We start from the raw sequence: 15,037 nt of genomic DNA on the forward strand, positions 1-15,037 counted from the left end.
TTTATTGATTTAGTATACTTTTTCCTTATTCTTTCTTTCCGAAATATTTCAGGAACTGTGTACGTTCGAATGTATTAACACCCTGAACATCCTTAATATTCAGTTTGCCTTTGAATTGAGCTATATTCCTGAACCCTTTGCGTTCCATCCATGCAGAGAGGAAGCGGTTGGCTTCTCCGATGAATGCATTTGTATTTAGATAGACTGCGCTACAAACTTCTACAGCCGAAGCACCGGCAAGGATAGCTTTCACTACTGATTCTGCATTGGCAACACCACCGGAAGCTGCATAGTCGATCTTGTCTACTACTGCAGACGCAATTCCGATCCAACGAAGCGGAATGGCGAGGTCGGAAGCATTGCTGAATATTTCGCCTGAAATATGCTCCATCTTTTCGATATTGATGTCCGGCTGATAGAAACGGTTGAAGAGAACAACTGCTGCTGCACCGTTGGCATACAACTGATCGATTAATGCCACAGGATTTGTCAGGTTATCACCCAGTTTCATGATTACAGGTATCTTGATTGTTTTTTTAATGTGGCGGAGAATATCGATGTGGCGTTGTTCGAATGAACCGTATGTATATTGCACTTCCGATTGCAGGGCAAGGATATTGATTTCCAATGCGTCGGCACCGGCTTCTTCAATCATCTTTGCAAAGTCAATCCATTCGGAATCAGTGTAGCAGTTGATGCTGGCAATGATAGGAATGGGGCATACCTTCTTACTTTCTTTTATTAAAGTCAGGTATTCGGATAGCTTGTGCTCACGGATATATTCTTCCAGATAGTCACTGGCTTCCGGATAGAAAGCCGGATCTTTCAGTTGGTCTGCTTCCAGCATGATCTGTTCCTCAAACAGTGATTTCAGAACAATTGCACCGGCACCATCTTCGGCCAATTTTTTGTTTTTGCCGGCACTGTTGGTCAGCCCCGAGCTACTGATAATGATAGGGTTTCTAAGGGAAAGCCCTGCGAAAGTAGTTTTTAAATCGGTCATAGCAATATGTTTTTTACTCCTGATTAATAAATTCGTTCTCCGAAAATCTTGCTTCCTACCCGTACCAGCGTACTTCCTGCGGCAATGGCTTCGTGGTAGTCATGTGACATTCCCATCGACAGCTCGCAGAAAGTATCGGAGTGGATGAACCAAGTTGTTTTTATCTTGTTAAAGAGCCTATTTAGTAAACCAAATTCCCGGTTGATTTGTTCAATGCAATCGGTGTTGCTGGCCATCCCCATTAATCCGCAGATGCGTACATGAGTCAGCTCTTTCCATTCTCCGGCATTCAACATCTCCTTACATTCTTCGGGACTGAAACCAAATTTGGTTTCTTCCTGCGCAACGTGAATCTGCAATAGGCAGTTCACTGTACGTCCCGCTTTGACAGCTTGTTTGTTGACTTCGGCCAGCAGTTTATAACTATCAATTCCATGAATCATCGCTACGTATGGTATCATGTATTTGATTTTGTTCGTCTGCAGGTGTCCGATGAAATGCCATTCAATGTCTTTGGGCAAACTTTCGTATTTAGCTGTCATTTCCTGCACTTTGCTTTCTCCAAAAATACGCTGTCCCGCCTGATATGCTTCTTCTATCGCTTCATTGGGATGGAATTTTGAGACAGCAACCAGCCGGACTCCTTGAGGGAGTTCGGCCAGCACTTGCTTTAAATTGTCAGCAATACTCATTGTTACTTATGCTTTTGATGGATCAAATTCCGGTTTGTCATTCGGTTCGGCGCTGTAAGGATATACATCCATGAGCGGAGTCTCGGATACCATACCGATCTGATAATCTGCCATGGTTCCTTTCATTCCTTCATCCAGCTTCTTGACTGCGTCGCGCAAGTCGGCAGCTTGTACCAGTACTTGGGTGGAAGTCTTTTTTTCAGCACCGCTTTTTTCATCCAGAGTGATGAAAATAAGTTTGCATTTGAACCAGCGGTCGGCACTTTCTTCGTCGCTAGGGAAAAGTTCGCTATAGTTGGCACGTTTAATATCCGAAACGGTAAATTCTCCGGAGATAAACGGAGTCATTTCTTCAATAATCCGTGCTTCTGCTTCTGTAAAACTGAGTGCGTCAACAAGATAAGGTTCAGTTACTTTCTTCTGCATTCCGTTTTCCATTACTTTTTCATAACGGATCTTGCACTCAAACCATGTATGCATTGCCATAATTTTCTTCCTTTTTAATTAATTGATTTATGTAAATTGCCTACAAAGATAAACAAAATCCCAAAGTAAGTGCCGAAAGCTTTTTATTTTCTTTTATGCAGATTCTTTAATTCAAATGAAAGCATGACACGGAAAAGTCCGATGATGAGGAAAGCAAAAGAAATCATATACACTGCGTAGAGCGCTCCTATGGCGGGTTGCCATAATATTAAAAGAGAGCACAGGATGGCAAGAATACCGAAAGCCATGTACCAGCCCCAGTCGCGGGTTCCGTAACGTTTCAGGTCGATGGAATAGCCGGTGGAGGAGAACCCTCGGAACATAAGCCAGAAGGCTATGATGAAAGGGATAACTTCCATGCTGACCATCGGATAGGCAATCAGGTAAATACCCAGAACGAGGTCGATGAGTCCTCCTACGATATACCACCCCCAGCTCGGGACACCTTTCCGGTTGCTAAGAGCAAAGATGATTTCCAGAATACCGCTTATCAGCATCGATACACTGAAAATGATGCTTAGAGCTACATAGGTGCTTACGGGTGAGAACATGAGCCAAAGGGCTACAATGATATACACGATTCCCAAAAGAAGAGAAGTCCACCAATTTTTTACTGAATGTTGAATCTCATTGAATACAGTTTCCATACATTTTATATTTTAAATTGAACACTAGAGTGATTTCGTTGAGGAATAACAAATTGAATTTAGAAAAGGTTTTCCGTGAACATATTTGGGGGAATAGTTGTTTCCTATATAAAGTAAATTTTAAATATACATGCATTATGGCAACAACAAATTTCAAAGGACAACCGGTGAAACTGATCGGTGAATTTATACAAGTAGGTAAGGTAGCTCCTGACTTCGAGCTGGTAAAAACAGATTTATCTTCTTTCTCTCTGAAAGATTTAAATGGTAAAAATGTGATTTTAAATATTTTCCCCAGTCTGGATACCAGCGTATGTGCAACTTCTGTACGTAAGTTTAATAAAATGGCTGCCGGATTGAAAGATACGGTAGTATTGGCTATTTCTAAGGATCTTCCTTTTGCACACGGCCGTTTCTGTACGACAGAAGGTATTGAAAATGTAATTCCATTGTCTGATTTCCGCTTCTCTGATTTCGACGAAAGTTACGGAGTGCGTATGGCAGATGGTCCGTTAGCAGGACTTTTGGCGCGTGCGGTAGTTGTGATTGGCAAAGATGGCAAAATTGCATATACGGAACTTGTTCCTGAAATCACCCAGGAGCCTGATTATGACAAAGCCTTAGCTGCTGTAAAGTAATATAGAATATGGAGTATTAAGTATTAGGTATTAACTATTAGTTGCAGCTAATAAACGAATATGGCTAATACTTAATACTTAAGCCTGCTACTTATCTTAAAGATTTTGACCTAATGGGAACTGGTAAAAAGGCTTGGTAAACTGCCAAGGCTCCGTTCTTGTTAGGTTGTGTTTTTTCTACACTAAACCTCAACTATCATGAACAAAATGAAAACTCTATTCATCGCCCTGTTATGTATGGGCGTTGGAACCTTGTCGGCCCAAACTGCCGATAGTACACAAATTTCTCCCTGGACAAAAGAAGGATTTGCCGGACTGAAACTAACGCAAGTGAGCCTCACTAATTGGGCTGCCGGAGGTGATAACTCCGTTGCCTTTGACTTGCAGGGCACTTATCAGATTAATTATAAGAAAGGAAAACATCTGTGGAATAATCGTATCGAACTGGCTTATGGATTAAATAAGACCGGTGACGACGGAACCAGGAAAGCAAATGATAAAATCTATTTGAATACGAATTATGGCTATGCTATTGCCAAAAGTTGGTATGCCAGTGCGTTCGCCACTTTCCAGACACAGTTTTCTCCAGGATACGACTACTCCGTCAATAAAGACATTGCTATCTCCGAATTTATGGCTCCTGCCTATTTGACTACCGGTTTGGGCTTTACGTATGATCCGGGTAAGATATTTACCGTTGTATTGTCTCCTGCTGCGTGGCGCGGAACATTTGTACTCAATGACCGTCTCTCTGACGAAGGAGCTTATGGAGTGGATCCGGGCAAACATCTATTATCCAGCTTCGGTGCTAACTTGAAAGGAGAAGCCAAATATGAATTCTTGAAAAATATGACGGTATATTCACGTTTGGATCTATATTCCGATTATCTGCATAAGCCGCTGAATATAGATGTGAACTGGGAAGTACAAGTAAATATGATTATCAATAAATGGTTCTCAACCACACTTACTACTAACCTGATGTATGACGATGATGTGAAAATCGTGCAAAAGGATGGTACAAAAGGTGCTCGTGTGCAATTTAAAGAGATATTGGGAGTAGGAGTTCAGTTTAATTTCTAATTAGCTCTTATCTACCACAAAAAATAAACCACAGAGGACGTAGAATACACAAAGAAGTAAGAATTTAACGGGTAATAGCCGATTTACAATAATGGATGCCCCGGTAACTCTATGTTCTTGCTTTGTGTTCTCTGCGTCCTCTGTGGCTTTGCAATGAGTATTTTACTACTTATTTTCTTTTTTTCAGCCCTTTATAAGCCAAAAAAACGATTACAATTACCACCACTGCTATAATGACATAGCCGATTTCGTGACTGTATTCGGTGGCCATTACATAGACATCGTTAGTCGTTTTGAGGTCTGTAAAACGGTAAATCAGGTATCCGAGCAAAGCTAATATGCTGTTCCATATAGCAGCGCCGAGAGTTGTATAAAGCAGGAAAGGACCTATTTTCATGCCGGCTAACCCTGCGGGAATACTGATAAGTTGGCGTACAGCCGGAATAAGACGACCAAAGAAAGTAGAGGCTGCACCGTGCTTTCTGAAATATTCTTCTGCATGGTGTATTTTCTCTTCGTCAATAAGGCACATGTGCCCTAAACGGCTGTTAGCGAATTTATAGATAATAGGACGACCCAACCAACGTGCCAGGTAATAATTAACTAATGCACCGATATCTGCTCCTATAGTTGCAAATAGGACAACGAGAAAGATATTCATACTGTCGTCTGCCATAGCTTTCCATGCGGCAGGGGGGACTACGGCTTCCGAGGGGAAGGGAATAAAAGAGCTTTCGATAGCCATAAAAATAGTGACTACCCAATAGTTCAAGTTTTCTAATACCCATTTAAGAAGTTCTGCTACTGATTCCATGTTTTTTGAGGATAGAATTTATAAATTGATTTATTTTTTTCCTTTTGTTTTTTTCTTATTCTCTTTTTTCATGCGTTCCCACACTTCTTTGAGAGTTCTTTCGTCTTCTTCTCTGTGTTCGGGACTGTTCAACAGATCCAGGATCATGTCTTCTTCCAGTGGATGTTCACATTCCTTGTTATATTTAAAGAAGTTGTCGATTTCACCGTGCATGAGGCAAAGAACACTCAATTTCTCCGTCACATCTTCGTATTTCGGATTTATCTGGTACACTTTTTCAAAGTATTCTTTCGCTTCGATCAGATAGTCACTTTCCGAATAAGCAGAGGCAATCATATACCACATTTCTATGTTCGGGTTGATCTCTATCGCTTTTTCGAAAGAGATGGCAGCTTCGTCTTCCAGTTCCTCTGCCAGGTATAGTTTTCCTTCTGTCAGATAAATCAATCCCTCGTTCGGGTTTATCTCTTTAGCTTTCTCGCATAACTCATGCGCCTCTTCATACCTTTCCAGGTGAGAGAGGGCGAATGCTTTGCTGGTATAGGTGTCTATCAATAAAATAGACTGCTTGTCTCCGTCTTCTTCAAAACGTTCGATCACTTTGTCGTAATAGTCATCGGCTTTTTGCCATTCTTCTTTATTACCGTAGGATATTCCCATAAACATGTAACCCAGTTCGGGGGGAATGGCTTTGAGCTCAATCGCCTTTTGGTAATTCTCGATGGCATCATCCGAATTGTTCAGATAGAAGAAACAATGTGCCTTGTAGGCATAAGCTTCCCCGTACTGATCGTCGGCTGCCAATGCGAAATCACAGGCTTCGATGGCTTTGTCTATTTGTTCCTGGACAAAGTAACATTTCACCAGTCCCATCCAGTAGGAAGGGTTGAATGGAGATTTGTCAATGAGTTTATTGTAATAGATGATGGCCGATTCTACCTGATGGGTCGATGCCAGATAATCGGCTGTGAGAGCCATATATTCTTCATCTTCGGCATAACGGGATTTACCTCTGTCGAGCCATTCTTTGGCTGCGTCCGGGTATCCCATGTCCAGATAGAGAAAAACAACATCAATGATTGTTTCCAGCTCGTCGGCATCCGCTATTGTGCTTAACAGCCATTGAGCTTCCTCCAGTTTTCCTCCATTCAGCAATAGTTCGGCTTTCAGCAGTTTCACTTCGGAATCAAATTCTTCGGTAATCGAATCCGCTACTTTTTTTGCTTTTTGCAGCTTTTGGGTATCCAGGTAAAGATATGCTTGTTCTATAAGCAAATCTGTGTTTCCCGGATGTATTTTAAGTCCATAAGTGATTACTTCTTGTGCTTCTTCAAATTTTCGCTCGGAGGCATACCAGTCGGCGATGTCGGCCAATTGGTCAGCATCCAGATAAAGTTGTCGGTTTTCTGCTTTTGCTTCTTCGTAGTTTGTGATTAGTGTGACTAGTTCCTTTTTTGCTGATGGCGAATTTTTTCTACCCATTTTACTTTTAGATTTTTAATTGCTAAGATGGGGCTGTTGCAAAAGTTCAGATGATGATCCTTTTGACACAGCCCCATTGTAAAGTTAAGCTTGAAAGCTTAGTTATTTATTAATCTTACCCCATGTGTCTTTCAACCCTACTGTACGGTTGAAGATTAGTTTATCCGGGGTTGATTCTTTGTCGATATTGAAGTAACCGATCCGTTGGAACTGCAGATAGGAGAGTGGAGGCAGGGTAGCTGCGAACTTCTCTATGTAGCAGTTGGGCAGAACTTTCAATGAATCCGGATTAATGATTTCTTTCATGGCTTCCAGTGCTTCGCATTTTTTTGCTTCGCGGATGGCGGCCAGTTCGTCACGTGGATTTTCCACTTTCCACAAACGGTCGTACAAACGTACTTCTGCTTGCAGGCAGTGGTTGCAGCTTACCCAGTGGAGCGTACCTTTCACCTTGCGGTTCGCATCCGGCATGCCACTGCGGGTATTTGCGTCATATTCGCAATATACTTCTGTGATAACACCGTTTTCGTCTTTCTTGCAACCGGTACATTTCACGATATAAGCATTTTTGAGACGTACTTCTTGTCCCGGTGTCATGCGGAAATATTTCTTGGGAGCGTCTTCCATGAAGTCTTCGCGCTCCATCCACAATTCGCGGCTGAACTCGATCAGGTGACTTCCTGCTTCCGGATCTTCCGGATTGTTGATTGCTTCCAGTTCTTCAACCTGTCCTTCCGGATAGTTGGTGATAATCAGTTTAACCGGGTTGATTACTGCAGATATACGGGTAGCACGGCTGTTCAAATCATCCCGGACAGAGCTTTCCAACAGGGCGATGTCGTTCAGGGCATCGTAAGTGGTATATCCGATTTTATCGATAAACTTATGAATGGACTCTGGTGAATAACCGCGACGGCGGAAACCGCAGATCGTCGGCATACGAGGGTCGTCCCATCCGTTTACCAATCCTTCTTTCACCAGTGTGAGCAGGTTACGTTTGCTCATCAGGGTGTAACTTAGATTCAGTTTGTTGAATTCAGTCTGACGGGGACGGTTGTCGTTCAGGTCTTTTCCTTCTTTCAACCAATCGATGAAGAGGTCGTAAAGCGGACGGTGTACCACAAATTCAAGTGTACACAGAGAATGAGTCACTCCTTCGAAGAAGTCACTCTGTCCGTGGGCGAAGTCATACATCGGATAAGCTTTCCAGGTAGTACCCGTACGGTGGTGCGGGTGCTTCACTACACGGTAAATAATCGGATCGCGGAAGTGCATATTCGGATTAGCCATGTCAATCTTGGCACGGAGCACCATAGCGCCTTCTTCGATCTCGCCGCTATTCATTTTCTTAAAAAGTTCGAGGCTCTCTTCGATAGGACGGTTCCGGTAAGGACTCTCCACACCTGCTTGGGTAGGAGTACCTTTCTGCTGTGCAATCAGTTCGGAACTCTGTTCGTCGATATATGCTTTTCCCTCCTGGATCAGGCGGATAGCGAAATCCCATAATTGCTGGAAATAGTCGGAAGCATAATATTCATTTCCCCACTGGTAGCCTAGCCATTGGATATCTTCTTTGATAGCTTCTACATATTCCACATCTTCCTTGGTAGGGTTTGTGTCGTCGAAACGAAGGTTACATACACCGCCGTGTTTTTCTGCGATGCCGAAATCAAGGCAAATAGCTTTGGCATGGCCGATGTGAAGATAGCCGTTGGGCTCGGGCGGGAAACGCGTCTGCACTTTTCCACCATTTTTACCTTCTTTCAAGTCTTTCTCTACTGCCTGTTCAATAAAGTTCAAGCTTTTCTTTTCGCCTGCTTCTTCGTTTTTAATATCTGTCATAACGGTTAATGTTATCTGTATTTAGGCTACAAAAGTAGGACATTTTTTTTATTTAACCGGAATATAACCGCTCTTTTTTATAATGTCCTGTCCGTCGGATGAAAGAATAAACTGAATCAGGGGGCTAACTTGTTCCTTATTTTTTACATTGTAATAGTAGTAAAGCGGCCGGACGATAGGGTAGGTTTTGTTGGTGGCATTCTCTACCGTAGGGGTGGCGTAGTGGCTTCCGTCATAAGACACGGAAAGCGTTTTGACACGGGGAGACACGTAGGCCAGTCCTACATATCCGATAGCTCCTTTGGTCTGGCTGACAGACTGGATAATAGCACCTGTTGCCGGCATGGAAAGGCTGCTTGCCATGTAGTTTTTATTTTTCAGTACGCTCTCTTTGAAAAATTCGTAAGTACCGGACGATGTTTCACGCGAGTAGACTACTATTTTTCGGTTGTCTCCGCCTACCTGTTTCCAGTTGGTTATCTTCCCCCGGAAAATATCCTCCAGTTGTTGGCGGGTCAGCTGTTTCACCGGATTAGAGGGATGTACCACCACGGCGAGGGCGTCGTAGGCAACAATCACTTCGTTTACTTCTTCTCCCGCCGCTTTAATTTTCATCTTCTCGCTGAACTTGATCGGGCGGGAAGCCATTGCAATGTCCGTTGTATTATCCATTAAAGCGGAGATACCCACACCGGTTCCGCCACCGGTTACAGTGACACGGGCATCCGGATGCTGGTTCATAAACCGCTCTGCTGTCTGTTGTGCGACAGGCAGTACCGTGTCGCTACCTTTTATACGTTGTGCGTTGGCACCGAGCGAGAGTAAGGAAAGGGCGATTAATAAGTTTCTTCTCACTTTCATATTTCTTCTTTTTATTGACTTTGCAAATTAAGCAATCGGATATTACATTTCCATTTCATCCGGAATGGAAATGATACTTGTAACACAAACGTAACATGATTGAAACATTTCCTTCAAACGTTAGTCACACCTCCTTAATAAAGAGACGCTTTCTTTGCATCAGAAATCATAGTAGGTATGAAAAAGGTATTTGAAAGGATTATAGAAGGAATGTTGACTTGTAGCGGTTTCGTGACAAGTATTACTATTCTGCTGATTGTACTCTTCCTTTTCACGGAAGCTTTCGGGCTGTTCAAGAGTAAGGTGATTGAAGAGGGATATGTGTTGGCGCTGAATAAGAGCAACAAAGTTAGTGTGTTGAGCCCTGCACAGATAAAAAATGTTTTTGATGAGGAGATCACAAACTGGAAGGAACTCGGTGGGGAAGATCTCCCTATCCGGGTTTTTCGTTTGGAGGATATAACGCAATATTATACGGAAGAGGAGTTGGGACCTGCTTATGAATATGTAGGCGACAAGATTACGGAACTGGTGGAGAAAACACCGGGTATCGTAGCTTTTGTTCCGCAGAAGTTTATTGTTCATCCGGACGCGGTGCATTTCATAGAGGATAACACCATTTCCGTGAAAGATGTATTTGCGGGTGCCGAATGGTTTCCTACGGCCACTCCGGCAGCTCAATTCGGCTTCCTGCCGTTGATTACCGGTACGTTGTGGGTGAGTCTGTTCGCCATTCTTTTTGCTTTGCCGTTCGGGCTTTCGGTTTCTATCTATATGTCTGAAGTGGCAAACCCGAAAGTGCGGAACTGGCTGAAACCGATTATCGAACTGTTGAGCGGTATTCCTTCCGTGGTCTATGGCTTTTTCGGGTTGATTGTCATCGTTCCGTTGATTCAGAAGTTGTTTAATCTTCCGGTGGGAGAGAGCGGCCTGGCAGGGAGTATCGTACTGGCCATTATGGCATTGCCCACCATCATAACGGTGACGGAAGATGCGATGCGTAACTGTCCGCGTGCAATGCGGGAAGCGAGTCTGGCGTTGGGGGCTTCTCAATGGCAGACTATATATAAGGTAGTAATTCCTTATTCTATTTCGGGTATTACATCCGGCGTGGTACTTGGCATCGGACGTGCTATCGGAGAGACGATGGCGGTATTGATGGTGACCGGTAATGCGGCTGTGATTCCGACAACTATTCTTGAGCCTTTACGTACCATTCCGGCTACGATTGCCGCCGAACTGGGAGAGGCTCCTGCAGGTGGTCCGCACTATCAGGCATTGTTCCTGTTGGGTGTCGTACTGTTCTTCATTACATTGATTATCAACTTTAGTGTGGAATATATTTCTTCTAAAGGATTAAAACGTAGTAAATAAGATGGAAATACGGAGTAATAATAAAGCTAAACACCGTTCGCAGAAATTTGCTTTCGGGATTTTCCGGTTGTTGAGTCTTTGCATTGTATTGATATTGTTTGCGATTCTGGGATTTATCATCTATAAGGGAATCGGTGCTATCAGTTGGGATTTTATCACTTCGGCTCCTACGGACGGAATGACAGGTGGCGGTATCTGGCCGGCTATTGTCGGTACCTTCTACCTGATGGTGGGAAGTGCGCTGTTTGCATTTCCGATAGGGGTGATGAGTGGGATTTATATGAATGAGTATGCGCCGAAAGGCAGGTTGGTACGCTTTATCCGGGTGATGACCAATAACTTGAGCGGTATTCCTTCCATCGTATTCGGATTGTTCGGTATGGCGCTGTTTGTCAATTATATGGGGTTTGGTGATAGTATTCTGGCAGGTTCTTTGACATTAGGTTTGCTTTGCGTACCTTTGGTCATCCGGACAACGGAGGAAGCCTTGAAAGCCATTCCCGACAGTATGCGTGAAGGTAGCCGGGCATTGGGAGCGACGAAGTTGCAGACGATATGGCACGTTATTCTGCCGATGGGTATGCCGAACATTATCACTGGGTTGATTCTCGCCTTGGGACGTGTTTCGGGAGAGACGGCGCCGATTCTGTTTACTTGTGCCGCATACTTCCTGCCGCAACTTCCTACCGGCATTTTGGATCAGTGTATGGCCTTGCCTTACCATTTGTATGTGATTTCCACCAGTGGAACGGATATGGAGGCACAACTGCCGCTGGCTTATGGCACGGCATTGGTATTGATTATGATTATCCTGTTGGTGAATCTGCTGGCTAATGCCTTGAGAAAGTATTTTGAGAAAAGAGTAAAAACGAACTAAATTAGTATATGGATACAGTGAAAATAGATGCGCGTGATGTGAACTTCTGGTATGGGGACTTTCATGCATTGAAGGGCATCAGCATGCAGATTGAGGAAAAATCGGTTGTTGCTTTTATCGGACCGTCCGGTTGTGGCAAATCTACTTTCCTCCGGCTTTTCAACCGGATGAATGATTTGATTCCTGCTACCCGTCTGGAGGGAGAAATCCGTATCGACGGACATAATATCTATGCGAAAGGCGTGGAAGTGGACGAACTCCGCAAGAATGTGGGAATGGTGTTCCAGCGTCCCAATCCTTTCCCGAAAAGCATATTCGAGAATGTGGCTTACGGACTTCGTGTGAACGGAATAAAAGATAATGCTTTCATTCGCCAGCGTGTGGAGGAAACATTGAAAGGAGCGGCTCTTTGGGATGAGGTGAAAGATAAGTTGAAGGAATCGGCTTATGCACTGTCCGGCGGACAGCAGCAGCGTCTTTGTATCGCCCGTGCGATGGCTGTCTCTCCTTCGGTATTGCTGATGGATGAACCTGCGTCTGCGCTCGATCCTATTTCTACGGCGAAAGTGGAGGAGTTGATTCATGAACTGAAGAAGGATTATACGATTGTAATCGTTACGCATAATATGCAGCAGGCGGCCCGTGTCAGTGATAAGACGGCGTTTTTCTATATGGGAGAAATGGTGGAGTTCGATCAGACGAAAAAGATATTCACCAATCCGGAGAAAGAGGCTACCCAGAATTACATAACGGGACGTTTTGGGTAATCCGGGTATCTGGAACCCAATTGATAGAATATTAATCATTTATATATAATAGACTATGGTAAAGTTTATAGAATCGGAACTCATCCTATTGAAGAAGGAAATTGATGAAATGTGGACCTTGGTGTACAACCAGCTTGACCGTGCCGGAGAGGCTGTGTTGACCCTTGACAAGGAGCTGGCTCAACAGGTGATGGTTCGCGAGCGCAGGGTGAATGCTTTTGAATTGAAGATAGATAGTGATGTGGAAGATATTATCGCATTGTATAATCCGGTGGCGATTGATCTTCGTTTTGTGTTGGCTATGTTGAAGATTAACACAAATCTGGAACGTTTGGGTGACTTTGCGGAAGGGATCGCCCGTTTTGTACTTCGTTGCAAAGAACCGGTATTGGATGCGGAGCTGTTGTCTCGTCTCCGCCTGGCAGAGATGCAGGCAGAGGTGTTGTCGATGCTGGAACTGGCAAAACGTGCCTTGAATGAAGAGAGTAATGATTTGGCGGCAGGAGTGTTTGCTAAGGATAATTTGCTAGATGAAATCAATGCGGATGCAACAGGGATTCTTTCAGACTATATTATCGAACATCCGGAAGCTGTACATACTTGCGTAGATTTAGTCAGCGTGTTCCGTAAACTGGAACGTTCGGGAGATCATATTACCAACATTGCCGAGGAGATTGTATTCTTCATTGATGCCAAAGTGTTAAAACATCGTGGAAAAACCGATGAAAATTACCCGGAAAAGTAATTTTCTGCCGATTTTTAAACAGAAATTAGGGCTCCTTAAAAAATTATCTTATATTTGTCTCCTGTAACGGACAAGTTACAGGAGATTTTGCTTCAAATGATAATAAATCCAAAGAATTTTCAAAAAGATGTTATATGACATGTTTTATAATTTGGATAGTATCGGTAAAACCGCCTATATTTGCACCGTTATCCTGAAAACAATCTTTTTACCTTAAAAAAAAACTAATACCTATTGAAAACTGAAAAATGGAGCTTTGTGAAAAGCCCCATTTTTTTTTGCTCTTATTTTCTAAGCTGCTTCCTTATTCGTATCTTTGACCCTTGCATTAAGAGAGTACTTTCAATTGTAAAATCGTAAATAGCAAATAGAATTATGTTTTCTGGAATCGTAGAAGAATATGCTACTTTGGTAGCACTGGTGAAAGACCAGGAGAATATACACTTTACATTTAAGTGTTCGTTTGTGAATGAGTTGAAAATCGACCAGAGTATTTCTCACAATGGTGTATGCCTGACGGTAGTGACTCTGACGGATGATACGTATACGGTGACTGCCATGAAAGAAACGTTGGAGCGTTCTAACCTCGGTTTGTTGAAAGTGGGGGATAAGGTGAACGTTGAACGTAGCATGATGATGAACGGTCGGTTGGACGGACATATCGTTCAGGGACATGTGGATCAGACTGCTACTTGTATCGATATTAAGGATGCGGAAGGCAGCTGGTATTTTACATTCCGATATGCGTTTGACAAGGAGATGGCGAAACGCGGATATATCACCGTGGATAAAGGTTCGGTGACTGTGAACGGTGTTAGCCTGACGGTATGTAATCCGACGGATGATACTTTCCAGGTGGCTATCATTCCTTATACATACGAGCATACGAACTTCCATACGTTTGAGATTGGCAGTGTGGTAAATATCGAATTCGATATTATCGGCAAGTATATCAGCCGGATGATTCAATATAAATAAGAAAATATAAATAAGTGACTGGAGGATTGGAAATGGCATATACTGATTTTCTTCAATTGGTGCAGGCTCGTCAAAGTGACCGTTCGTATGATAAAGAACGTCCGGTGGAGCCGGAAAAGTTGGAACGGGTACTTGAAGCTGCACGTTTGGCGCCTTCAGCCTGCAACGCACAACCTTGGAGGTTTGTGGTCATCACAGACAAGGAACTGGCTCAAAAAGCCGGGAAAGCTGCTGCTGGCTTGGGAATGAATAAGTTTGCCAAAGATGCTCCCGTGCATATTCTGGTTGTAGAAGAATCTGCTAATATAACCTCCCTGCTTGGCGGAAAGGTAAAAGGCAAGCATTTTCCGTTGATCGACATTGGAATAGCGGCTGCTCATATTTCTCTGGCAGCTGAAGCCGAAGGTTTGGGTTCTTGTATTCTGGGTTGGTTCGATGAAAAAGAGCTGAAACAGCTTGCCGGTATTCCTGCTTCGAAACGTTTATTGCTGGATATTGTCATTGGCTATCCGGCAAAGGAAAAACGTAAGAAGATAAGGAAGCCGAAAGAAAAGGTGATTTCATACAATCGTTATTGATTGAAAAATAATTATATTCTTAGCCCTTTAGGATAAGCATATAACAGAAAGCATCGTTGGTTTTAAAGGAAGGGGACGTTCCTTTTAAACCAACGATGCTTTCCTTTTAAAGGAACGACCTGTTTCTTTAAAACCAATAAATGGCTTTTTTAAGGTGTTGATAGTTAGCG

General features: G+C 43.2%; 16 protein-coding genes. 8 read left to right on the plus strand and 8 right to left on the minus strand.

Translation table 11 applies throughout. From position 1 onward, the window contains the following. Positions 1–25: 25 nt before the first annotated feature. The 4 genes from DXB58_RS23570 to DXB58_RS23585 form a co-directional block, all read right to left on the minus strand. On the minus strand, positions 26–1,003 hold the full coding sequence (locus DXB58_RS23570; protein WP_004296646.1) for a dihydroorotate dehydrogenase-like protein: 978 nt from the start codon (positions 1,001–1,003) through the stop codon (positions 26–28). Positions 1,004–1,026: 23 nt separating this feature from the next. Beyond that, positions 1,027–1,695 (minus strand): YggS family pyridoxal phosphate-dependent enzyme, encoded by a 669-nt coding sequence (locus DXB58_RS23575; RefSeq protein WP_122138445.1) that lies wholly within the window; start codon positions 1,693–1,695, stop codon positions 1,027–1,029. Positions 1,696–1,701: 6 nt separating this feature from the next. Continuing rightward, positions 1,702–2,181 carry a DUF4494 domain-containing protein gene (locus DXB58_RS23580; protein ID WP_004296648.1) on the minus strand — a complete coding sequence of 160 codons (480 nt, stop codon included), beginning with the start codon at positions 2,179–2,181 and terminating at the stop codon, positions 1,702–1,704. An 83-nt stretch (positions 2,182–2,264) separates the two neighbouring features. Next, entirely contained in the window at positions 2,265–2,828 is a 564-nt protein-coding gene (locus DXB58_RS23585) for an HdeD family acid-resistance protein (protein ID WP_004296649.1), read from the minus strand. A 137-nt stretch (positions 2,829–2,965) separates the two neighbouring features. Between DXB58_RS23585 and tpx the strand changes: the two genes are divergently transcribed. Then, positions 2,966–3,466, plus strand: a complete 501-nt coding sequence (tpx, locus tag DXB58_RS23590) for a thiol peroxidase (RefSeq protein WP_004296650.1) — start codon at positions 2,966–2,968, stop codon at positions 3,464–3,466. Positions 3,467–3,664: 198 nt separating this feature from the next. Then, a complete protein-coding gene (locus DXB58_RS23595; protein WP_004296651.1) occupies positions 3,665–4,549 on the plus strand; it encodes a DUF3078 domain-containing protein in 885 nt (294 codons plus the stop codon). Positions 4,550–4,718: 169 nt separating this feature from the next. Here DXB58_RS23595 and DXB58_RS23600 read toward each other — a convergent pair whose 3' ends face one another. From DXB58_RS23600 to DXB58_RS23615, 4 genes are all read right to left on the minus strand, one after another. Further along, positions 4,719–5,363 carry a DedA family protein gene (locus tag DXB58_RS23600; RefSeq protein ID WP_004296652.1) on the minus strand — a complete coding sequence of 215 codons (645 nt, stop codon included), beginning with the start codon at positions 5,361–5,363 and terminating at the stop codon, positions 4,719–4,721. A gap of 30 nt (positions 5,364–5,393) precedes the next feature. After that, complete coding sequence (locus DXB58_RS23605; RefSeq protein WP_122138446.1) at positions 5,394–6,845, minus strand: lipopolysaccharide assembly protein LapB; 1,452 nt, start codon at positions 6,843–6,845, stop codon at positions 5,394–5,396. Between the two features lie 102 nt (positions 6,846–6,947). Next, positions 6,948–8,687, minus strand: a complete 1,740-nt coding sequence (locus DXB58_RS23610) for a glutamine--tRNA ligase/YqeY domain fusion protein (RefSeq protein WP_004327222.1) — start codon at positions 8,685–8,687, stop codon at positions 6,948–6,950. Positions 8,688–8,735: 48 nt separating this feature from the next. Further along, positions 8,736–9,548, minus strand: coding sequence for a PstS family phosphate ABC transporter substrate-binding protein (locus DXB58_RS23615; protein ID WP_004310267.1), 813 nt, complete (start codon positions 9,546–9,548; stop codon positions 8,736–8,738). 177 nt (positions 9,549–9,725) lie between these two features. On the opposite strand from DXB58_RS23615, the gene pstC reads away from it, so the two are divergent. The 6 genes from pstC (at position 9,726) to DXB58_RS23645 (ending at position 14,867) form a co-directional block, all read left to right on the plus strand. Continuing rightward, positions 9,726–10,922 (plus strand): phosphate ABC transporter permease subunit PstC, encoded by a 1,197-nt coding sequence (pstC, locus tag DXB58_RS23620; RefSeq protein ID WP_009000081.1) that lies wholly within the window; start codon positions 9,726–9,728, stop codon positions 10,920–10,922. Between the two features lies 1 nt (position 10,923). Then, on the plus strand, positions 10,924–11,799 hold the full coding sequence (gene pstA / locus DXB58_RS23625) for a phosphate ABC transporter permease PstA (RefSeq protein WP_004321179.1): 876 nt from the start codon (positions 10,924–10,926) through the stop codon (positions 11,797–11,799). An 8-nt stretch (positions 11,800–11,807) separates the two neighbouring features. Then, positions 11,808–12,566, plus strand: a complete 759-nt coding sequence (pstB, locus tag DXB58_RS23630) for a phosphate ABC transporter ATP-binding protein PstB (RefSeq protein ID WP_004296658.1) — start codon at positions 11,808–11,810, stop codon at positions 12,564–12,566. Between the two features lie 55 nt (positions 12,567–12,621). Then, a complete protein-coding gene (phoU, locus tag DXB58_RS23635) occupies positions 12,622–13,311 on the plus strand; it encodes a phosphate signaling complex protein PhoU (RefSeq protein ID WP_004296659.1) in 690 nt (229 codons plus the stop codon). A 375-nt stretch (positions 13,312–13,686) separates the two neighbouring features. Then, positions 13,687–14,289 (plus strand): riboflavin synthase, encoded by a 603-nt coding sequence (locus DXB58_RS23640; RefSeq protein WP_004303876.1) that lies wholly within the window; start codon positions 13,687–13,689, stop codon positions 14,287–14,289. 32 nt (positions 14,290–14,321) lie between these two features. Beyond that, positions 14,322–14,867 carry a nitroreductase family protein gene (locus DXB58_RS23645; protein WP_008777194.1) on the plus strand — a complete coding sequence of 182 codons (546 nt, stop codon included), beginning with the start codon at positions 14,322–14,324 and terminating at the stop codon, positions 14,865–14,867. The last annotated feature ends 170 nt before the right edge of the window (positions 14,868–15,037 follow it).

The organism is Bacteroides sp. OM05-10AA (genome assembly GCF_003439055.1).
In the GTDB taxonomy this organism is placed as follows: Bacteria; Bacteroidota; Bacteroidia; order Bacteroidales; family Bacteroidaceae; genus Bacteroides; species Bacteroides intestinigallinarum.

What these genes read in the sequence shown, in the direction of transcription:
- DXB58_RS23570 (WP_004296646.1), bottom strand. Translation starts at nt 1,003, where the DNA reads ATGACCGATTTAAAAACTACTTTCGCAGGGCTTTCCCTTAGAAACCCT.
- DXB58_RS23575 (WP_122138445.1), bottom strand. Translation starts at nt 1,695, where the DNA reads ATGAGTATTGCTGACAATTTAAAGCAAGTGCTGGCCGAACTCCCTCAA.
- DXB58_RS23580 (WP_004296648.1), bottom strand. Translation starts at nt 2,181, where the DNA reads ATGGCAATGCATACATGGTTTGAGTGCAAGATCCGTTATGAAAAAGTA.
- DXB58_RS23585 (WP_004296649.1), bottom strand. Translation starts at nt 2,828, where the DNA reads ATGGAAACTGTATTCAATGAGATTCAACATTCAGTAAAAAATTGGTGG.
- tpx (WP_004296650.1), top strand. Translation starts at nt 2,966, where the DNA reads ATGGCAACAACAAATTTCAAAGGACAACCGGTGAAACTGATCGGTGAA.
- DXB58_RS23595 (WP_004296651.1), top strand. Translation starts at nt 3,665, where the DNA reads ATGAACAAAATGAAAACTCTATTCATCGCCCTGTTATGTATGGGCGTT.
- DXB58_RS23600 (WP_004296652.1), bottom strand. Translation starts at nt 5,363, where the DNA reads ATGGAATCAGTAGCAGAACTTCTTAAATGGGTATTAGAAAACTTGAAC.
- DXB58_RS23605 (WP_122138446.1), bottom strand. Translation starts at nt 6,845, where the DNA reads ATGGGTAGAAAAAATTCGCCATCAGCAAAAAAGGAACTAGTCACACTA.
- DXB58_RS23610 (WP_004327222.1), bottom strand. Translation starts at nt 8,687, where the DNA reads ATGACAGATATTAAAAACGAAGAAGCAGGCGAAAAGAAAAGCTTGAAC.
- DXB58_RS23615 (WP_004310267.1), bottom strand. Translation starts at nt 9,548, where the DNA reads ATGAAAGTGAGAAGAAACTTATTAATCGCCCTTTCCTTACTCTCGCTC.
- pstC (WP_009000081.1), top strand. Translation starts at nt 9,726, where the DNA reads ATGAAAAAGGTATTTGAAAGGATTATAGAAGGAATGTTGACTTGTAGC.
- pstA (WP_004321179.1), top strand. Translation starts at nt 10,924, where the DNA reads ATGGAAATACGGAGTAATAATAAAGCTAAACACCGTTCGCAGAAATTT.
- pstB (WP_004296658.1), top strand. Translation starts at nt 11,808, where the DNA reads ATGGATACAGTGAAAATAGATGCGCGTGATGTGAACTTCTGGTATGGG.
- phoU (WP_004296659.1), top strand. Translation starts at nt 12,622, where the DNA reads ATGGTAAAGTTTATAGAATCGGAACTCATCCTATTGAAGAAGGAAATT.
- DXB58_RS23640 (WP_004303876.1), top strand. Translation starts at nt 13,687, where the DNA reads ATGTTTTCTGGAATCGTAGAAGAATATGCTACTTTGGTAGCACTGGTG.
- DXB58_RS23645 (WP_008777194.1), top strand. Translation starts at nt 14,322, where the DNA reads ATGGCATATACTGATTTTCTTCAATTGGTGCAGGCTCGTCAAAGTGAC.